Consider the following 7632-nt stretch of genomic DNA (forward strand, 5'->3'; position numbering starts at 1 on the left):
ACGGGGCCCGCGGGAGTCCTTGATGGCCGCGCGCGAGTCGATGTCGGAGAGGAAGGGGCCTCTCATTCATCCTTCGGCTGCGGCGCGGAGCTGGGCGGTGATGTCCACCGCTCGGGCATGGCCCATCAGGCGCGAGTTCATGTGGACCGAGTGGGCGTTTGTGTGGGCCGCGAACCGGCTCTGCTCGCGGACGATCTCGACAGGGACGAGCGCGGCTCGGACCACGCAGTAGTCGGTGTCCCTCAGCAGGACCAGGGCGGACAGCTCGAAGTCCCAGGATCTGAATGCGGAGGTCTGCAGCTGCCCACGCTTCGGTGGCTCGGAGATGACCCGAGCCTTCACCTGGAGACGCTCACCTGTAGGGAGCGTGAGGTCGTGCGACTTGACCGAGTTGTCCTCGGCGAGTGTGCCACCGAGAGCTCGAGCAACGAGCCACTCTGCGTAATCCCCCGCGGGGGCGTTGTTTGTGCGCACCACCCTGCGGCGTCGAAGCTCCGCGAGCACTTGCGCATACCCGGCGAGAAGCTCGCCGACACTCTGTTTCTGGATGCTCATGGTCCCTCGCAGCCAGCAGGCTGTCAGCCTATCCGTCTGGCATTCCAATGCGCCGCCTCCGGACGCGCTCTGGACACAGCCGGAACAGGGTTTTGAGCCAGCAGCATCATCCTCGGTGCTCTCAGGTTCCAGTGGTAACGCCTGGATGGCCCTTCGCATGGGTTCGGAACCAAGGGGGCACAGGTTCAAATCCTGTCTCCCCGACCATCAGTGAAGCGGGCTGGAGAACTCAAGGTCTCCAGCCCGTTTTCGAAGTCGATGTTGCCGGGAAGAGCGACACCCAGCCGGGCTGGGTGACCTGCGCATTCGCCCTGTATCCGTGCGCTGCGGCACCGCCGGCGTCGGCAGCGGAAGGATTTCATCCTCACCTCTGGGAGCGGTAGGGCAAGCGTGACTCAGGTGCAACAGTCCTCCGGTTCTTTATAGTCGCGCCCCGTTTCCTGGCATGTCCGGCCTTGCACCTGGCAGGGAGGGCTCCTGCGAGTACGGGCCGCCGGGACACGAGGGACTTCCATGGACTCAAAAGGCTTCCTTCAGGGGCGCCACGCGCGGCGGTTGGCTTCTACGTGCAGCCGCCGGCTGCTGGGCGCGTTGCTGCTGGGCCTGACTTTGCTGCCTTTGCTGCAGGCCACCGCCCAGGAGCAGGGCAGGGTGCAGCCCTACCTGCTCTCCGTGCGCCGCCTCTACGAGAACCTGGAGTTTGAGCGTGCCCTGGAGCAACTCTCACGCGCCAGGCGCCTCTCCTCAGGGAAGGAGGAGGACGTCCTGCTTTCTCTCTACGCGGGCGCCATCCTGGCGGGCCTCGGCCGGGTGGAGGAGTCGGAAGCGGCCTTCAAGGCGGCGCTCTTCGTGAGTCCCGAGGCGAAGCTGCCCGTGCTTGTCTCACCGAAGGTGGAGGCGCGGTTCGAAGCCGTGCGGCGGCAGGTGAAGCAGAAGGTGGAGGCCGCGGCGCGCAATCAAGCGGACGTGCCGGTGCAAGTGCCACCCCCGGAGGCTCCGCCCACGCCCGGGCCGTACACACCTCATGTCCCGGCGCTGGCGCCGGAGCCTTTCGTCGCGCAGGCCTCCAGCGGCCAGGGGCTGCCTACAGGCGCGTGGCTCCCCGCCACCATTGGCGGCGGGCTGCTGGTGGGAGGAGGGGTGTGTTACCTGCTGGCCCGGGCGGAGCACTCGAAGCTACGGGGCGATGACGCGAGCCTGGCGACACGGGACGACGTCAAGCGCAGCGCTTCTCGCGGGCAGCGGTACCAGTGGGTGGGCGCGGGCCTGGCGGCTGCGGGCATGGTGGGCCTGGGCGTCTCGGTGGGATTCCTGCTGGGGCGGTCGTCGCGGGCGAAGACGTTGGGAATGGACGTGAGCACGGACGGCACGTCCGCCTTCGTGCAGGGAAGGTGGCCATGAACGCGCGCTGCAAGGGCCTGGTTCTGGTGGTGGGGCTGCTGGCGTCCCTGGCTGGCTGCATCGACTTCGATCAGGACCAGGATGACTTCTGCCTGCGCAATCCCGCGCGTTGTGGCGAACCGCCGACGCAGGCGGCGCACGACGCTGGCGGCACCGCCGACTCCGGCATGACGGATGAGAAGGACGCAGGAATCACTACGGATTCGGGCACGCCTGACGCTGGTGGAGTGGACTCAGGCACTCCTGCGGATGCGGGCAGCCCTGCGGACGCGGGGAGTGCCGTCATCAGCGTCGCCGCGGGCGATGAGTTTGTCTTGGAACTCATGAAGGACGGTAGCGTCTGGGCCAGGGGCAACAACGATTACGGCCAGCTGGGGGATGGGACGACCGACCAACGGCTGACGCCGGTGCCGGTGAAGGGCCTGACGGGCGTGGCCGCCCTGGTCGCGGGCGGCTCCCACTCCCTGGCGCTCAAGGCGGACGGCACCGTTTGGGCCTGGGGTGACAATTCTATTGGCCAGCTGGGAGATGGGACGACCGCTCAAAGGCTGACGCCGGTGCAGGTGCCGGGTCTGACGGGCGTGGCCTCACTGGCCGCGGGCGACTCCCACTCCCTGGCGCTCAAGGCGGACGGCACCGTCTGGGCCTGGGGCAACAATACGCACGGCCAGCTGGGGAATGGGACGACCGACCATAAGCGGAGGCCGGTGCCTGTGCCGGGCCTGACGGGCGTGGCCGCCCTGGCCTCGGGCGCCCAACACTCCCTGGTGCTCAAGGCGGACGGCAGCGTCTGGGCCTGGGGCAACAATGGTTACGGTCAACTGGGGGATGGGACGACCGATTCAACGCCGGTGCCGGTGCCGGTGCTGGGCCTGACGGGCGTGGCCTCACTGGCCGCGGGCGACTTCCATTCCCTGGCGCTCAAGGCGGACGGCAGTGTCTGGGCCTGGGGTGACAATTCTACCGGCCAACTGGGGAATGGGACGACCGACCCAAGCCTGACGCCAGTGCCGGTGCCGGACCTGACGGGCGTGGCCTCACTGGCCGCAGGCTTCGCCCACTCCCTGGCGCTCAAGGCGGATGGCACCGTCTGGGCCTGGGGCTACAACGATTACGGCCAGCTGGGGGATGGGACGACTGCCCCAAGGCTGACGCCGGTGCCGGGCCTGACGGGCGTGGTCGCCCTGGCCGCGGGCGCCTCTCAATCCCTGGCGCTCAAGGCGGACGGCACGACATGGAGGTGGGGACAACTCTTCCGATACGTGAACGTTCCAGAGCCCTCCCAGCTTACCGGCTGCAGCCACATGGCCGCAGGTTTCTCCCACGCCCTGGGGCTCAAGGCGGATGGCACCGTCTGGGCCTGGGGCAGCAATACTTACGGCCAGTTGGGGAATGGGAGGAATGGGACGACCGACCCACGGCTGACGCTGGTGCAGCAGGTGTCGGGCCTGACGGGCGTGACCGCCCTGGTCGCGGGCTTCACCCACTCCCTGGCGCTCAAGGTGGACGGCAGCGTCCGGGCCTGGGGGCTCAATGTTGACGGCCAACTGGGGGATGGGACGACCACTCAAAGGCTGACGCCGGTGCCAGTGCCGGGCCTGACAGGTGTGACTGCCCTGGCCGCGGGCGCCTATCACTCCCTGGCGCTCAAGGCGGACGGCAGCGTCTGGGCCTGGGGCGACAATGATTTCGGCCAGCTGGGGGATGGAACGACGACCCAGAGGCTGGCGCCGGTGCAGGTGCCGGGCCTGAAGGGCGTGGTCGCCCTGTCCGCGGGCGTCTACCACTCCCTGGCGCTCAAGGCGGACGGCAGCGTCTGGGCCTGGGGTCTCAATGTTGACGGACAATTGGGGGATGGGACGACCACTCAAAGGCTGACGCCGGTGCCAGTGCCGGGCCTGACAGGTGTGACTGCCCTGGTCGCGGGCGGCTCCCACTCCCTGGCGCTCAAGGCGGACGGCAGCGTCTGGGCCTGGGGCGACAATGATTTCGGCCAGCTGGGGGATGGGACGACCGACCCACGGCTGACGCCGGTACCGGTGCTGGACCTGACGGGCGTGGCCGCCCTGGCCGCGGGCTCCTCCCACTCCCTGGCGCTCAAGGCGGACGGCAGCGTCTGGGCCTGGGGCAACAACGATTATGGCCAACTGGGAGATAGGACGATCGACCGGAGGCCGGCGCCGGTGCCGGTGCCGGGCCTGACGGGCGTGGCCGCCCTGAGCGCGGGCTTCGCCCATTCCCTGGCGCTCAAGGTGGACGGCAGTGTCTGGGCCTGGGGCTACGGCGACGTCGGCCAGCTGGGAGTCAGCCGCCCGTCATACACGTTGGTTCCACTCCCAATCAGGTAGGCCGGAAGCCCCCAGCGGCGGGTTCGATTGCCGCCGCTTCCATTTTTTAGTACGTCTTTACGGATGGTTAGAGTCTTCCTCCATCCGTGTTGCACGTATGTCGCATGCGGGCGCAAGCGGCAGGGGTCGGTCAAGAACACCGACCGCCTCTCGCCGCGTGTCGGGGCTCAGGTGGGCGTAGCGCTCGGTCATCTCAATGGTGACGCGTCCCATCAACTCCTAGATCACCTTGAGCGGGACGCCCCGCATCGCAAGGTGGCTGGCGTAGGTGTGGCGTAGGTCGTGCCACCCGACCCGCCCTTCCTCGCGGTTGATGCCTGACGCAGCAGTGCTAGCTGCAAGGCAGTCGGTTGACGTGCGGTATTGCGACTGCTAAGCAGAGAACATTCTTGATGGAGGCGGTATGAGGGCAAACTTAGCCAGTCTGGTATTGGCTCTTGCATGTTTTAATGCTGCTTTTGCGCAAGATTCACGCCATTGTGACAGTATTTTGGCACACGGGGTCAGCGACTACTTCCTCGATACCGGAGCTACTGCAAGCGCGGCAAATGTCCGGAATGAAGTCAATCGAGCCATGAGCGATTTGCGGCGCGATCAATTGTCTGGGGGCGCTGCTGTCTCCTATGGACTCTTCGGCGGCGAGGTACAGGTCAGCTCAGATCAACTTAAGGCTATCAACGAATCTTTTTCCTCATCGAGCGCCTCAGCGAACGAGCAGTCCGACAGGTTTACAAAGATTCGGCAAGTTATGAACTCTGAGGCAGTTGCGGCATGGCAAGCATGCGTTTCAAGAGAGCCGCAAACCAACCTTCGAGTGAACACCGACTTCCCTGATGATCCCTCTGCACCAGTGAATTTCATCGTCCGGTATGTTCCGCCGCCAGGCGTCAATCCGACGATTGAAGTGTCCGTTGGTGTTACTCCTGCCGCAGATGCATTCCGCTGCCGCTGGTTTGTTCCGAATCGAGGCTTCGTCGATGCCGGGCCGGCCGACAAGTTGAAGGTTCGAAACGGAAACGAGCTGTCTCTGACATGTACGCGGAAGCTTGCGGCTGCCCCGTTTGCGCATATGAGCAGAATGGTGTATGCGACTCCCGCGCGGATCGACATACAAACAACAAATGGTGCGATTTCGCGACCATTTGCTGCGGTTCCGGCCGTGAGTGCTCGCAAACAGGAACCCCGTGAGCCGCCCATTGGTTCAATTGTGGCTTGGGCCGGCACGGTTGACCGGATACCATCTGGTTGGCGTGTGTGTGATGGAGCCTCGCTGAAAATCAGCGAATGGCCGGAGCTTTACTCTGCGATTGGTAAATCTTGGGGCGGAAATGACACGCACTTCAACGTGCCGGATCTTCGAGGCAGGTTCCTGCGCGGTGTTGACATGGGTGTGGGGCGTGATCCCGACAAAGCAAGCCGCGGGCCGAATGCGCCAGGTGGAGCAAGTGGAGACAGTGTTGGTTCTATTGAGGGAGACGCGTTCCGAGAGCATAGTCACGGAGTGAATGACCCCGGCCATACGCACTCTGTGGGTCGCGGATTCCTCGGCGATTGTAACGGAGGATACGGCGCGATGCGATCTGGCGGCGGGGCGATGTCATGTGATTTCCTAGACCTCAATCGTCCCCATATGTCGACGCAGGGGTCCAATGTATCGGTTCGGTCGGCTGGGGGCAGTGAAACGCGCCCTCAAAACGCCAATGTCTACTGGATTGTTCGAGTGAGAGAGCGGTAGGTCTCGCTTCCCATGTTCATCCCAGAGCCTCTCATCGAGCGCGATGCTGTCATGGCTTGCCACACCCGTGGGCTGATTGGGGCTGTCGGGACTCCGGCCTCGCGCGTCCGTGAGCGGATTTACCCTGTTGGGCCGCATGTGCCGCCAGCGCGCCCCTCTAGTCCTTTGGCCGGGTGGAGATTAACGGGCGGGCCTCCGCTGTTGCTCCGGGTATGCGGGGGCACACGAGAAGCCAAGGGTTGAAGCTGAAGCAGGCGGACAGCGCAGCGCTGGAGGCGCTGACGCACCGAGGACGCGAGTCGGTGCGGGTGTTGCGGCGAGCCCGGGTGCTGCAACTGCTAGCGGAGGGCTGGACGGTCGTGGGCGTGGCCGAGGCGGTGGGCGTCACTGAAACCACGGTGCGCACCGTCCGAAGACGCTACCGGGAGGAGGGACTCAGCGCAGCGCTCCATGAGAAGCCGCGGCCCGGGGCGGCGCGGCGTCTCACGGAGAAGCAGGCCAGCGAGGTGGTCGCCATGGTGTGTGCACTGCCGCCCGAGGGGCGTGCCCGTTGGACGGTCCGCCTCATTACGCAGGAAGTGGTGCGCCGAGGCTTGGTTCCGGAGGTTGGGCGGGAAACCGTGCGCGAGCTGCTCCTGCGTCATGACTTGAAGCCGTGGCGGGAAAAAAATGTGGTGCGTGCCAAAGCTGGACGCCCAATACGCCGAGCGAATGGAAGACGTGCTGGAGCTGTACCAGCGGCCCCTGTGTCCCACTGAACCCGTCGTTTGCTTCGATGAGCGGCCCGTGCAGTTGCTGGAGTGAGTACGCCCAGCATCGCCCGCCTGCCATGGGCGTGAGGCACGTCGGGACTACGCCTACTTCCGCTGTGGCACGGCCAATCTCTTCTGCGCGGTGGAGCCCAAGGCGAGGTGGCATTTCGTGAAGGCCACGCCGAATAGAAAGAGTCCGGCGTTTGCCGAAGCCCTCCAGGACATCGCCAAGGAGTACCCGGAGGCGAACACCATCCACCTGGTGCTGGACAATCTCAGTACCCACAGCCGCCATGCGCTGGAGGTGCGGTACGGGGTGCGTGCAGGGCGGCGGCTCTGGCGTCGATTCACTCCGCACTACACACCCGTCCACGGTAGTTGGCTCAATCAGGCGGAGGTGGAGATTTCCCTGCTCTCCCGGCAGTGCTTGGGGAGGCGGCGCATCCCCACGCTCGACAAGCTCCACTGCGAAACGCAGGCATGGCAGAAGTGGGCCAACCGCCACCGGCTCCGGATTCGCTGGCGATTCACCGTACCGAAGGCCCGAGCGAAGTTCCATTACCAACCCACAGACTTCACCCGGTCATAGGACTAGCAGGCTGTTGAAAAAGGGCTGGTGAGCCTTCTGACCTACGACCTGTTGGGGTGAGACTTTAACGTATTATCCATTAGGTAGTAGACCGCCGAGGTCCAGAGGACTTCTTCAACAACCTGCTAGAGCGCCGATCAGGTTTCCGCCCGAGGAAAGTCGAATACTTGCGCGAGCGATCGACGCGGGTGGTCGCTGCGTGCATAGGTCGCCACCTCACGGAGGTGGCTCGTGGAGCGCTGGAAGCCGGCT

5 protein-coding genes and 3 pseudogenes are annotated in these 7632 nt (G+C 65.2%); 6 read left to right on the top strand and 2 right to left on the bottom strand.

Annotated features, from left to right (window positions below):
- Positions 1-66 precede the first annotated feature (66 nt).
- Entirely contained in the window at positions 67-555 is a 489-nt protein-coding gene (locus tag D7V97_RS11930) for a hypothetical protein (RefSeq protein ID WP_120610739.1), read from the bottom strand.
- A gap of 513 nt (positions 556-1068) precedes the next feature.
- Here D7V97_RS11930 and D7V97_RS44610 point away from each other — a divergent pair.
- Complete coding sequence (locus D7V97_RS44610; protein ID WP_158623338.1) at positions 1069-1956, top strand: hypothetical protein; 888 nt, start codon at positions 1069-1071, stop codon at positions 1954-1956.
- The gene (locus tag D7V97_RS11945) at positions 1953-4304 is read left to right on the top strand and encodes an RCC1 repeat-containing protein (protein ID WP_120610742.1); all 2352 of its coding nucleotides are present in this window, start codon (positions 1953-1955) and stop codon (positions 4302-4304) included. Before D7V97_RS44610 ends, D7V97_RS11945 begins: the two co-directional genes overlap by 4 nt.
- Before the next feature lie 57 nt (positions 4305-4361).
- Here D7V97_RS11945 and D7V97_RS45840 read toward each other — a convergent pair.
- Positions 4362-4625 (bottom strand): annotated as a pseudogene (locus D7V97_RS45840) (tyrosine-type recombinase/integrase); the annotation flags it as partial.
- Between the two features lie 82 nt (positions 4626-4707).
- Here D7V97_RS45840 and D7V97_RS11955 point away from each other — a divergent pair.
- The 4 genes and pseudogenes from D7V97_RS11955 to D7V97_RS11965 all read left to right on the top strand — a co-directional run.
- Positions 4708-6039 (top strand): tail fiber protein, encoded by a 1332-nt coding sequence (locus D7V97_RS11955; protein ID WP_120610746.1) that lies wholly within the window; start codon positions 4708-4710, stop codon positions 6037-6039.
- A gap of 212 nt (positions 6040-6251) precedes the next feature.
- A pseudogene (locus D7V97_RS46775) lies at positions 6252-6662 on the top strand (helix-turn-helix domain-containing protein); the annotation flags it as partial.
- A 55-nt stretch (positions 6663-6717) separates the two neighbouring features.
- Positions 6718-6843: a hypothetical protein gene (locus D7V97_RS46480; RefSeq protein ID WP_255424785.1), complete on the top strand. Its 126-nt coding sequence runs from the start codon at positions 6718-6720 to the stop codon at positions 6841-6843.
- A gap of 15 nt (positions 6844-6858) precedes the next feature.
- A pseudogene (locus tag D7V97_RS11965) lies at positions 6859-7380 on the top strand (transposase); the annotation flags it as partial.
- Between the last annotated feature and the right edge of the window lie 252 nt (positions 7381-7632).

The sequence above is a fragment of the Corallococcus sp. CA053C genome (genome assembly GCF_003611675.1).
GTDB lineage: Bacteria > Myxococcota > Myxococcia > Myxococcales > Myxococcaceae > Corallococcus.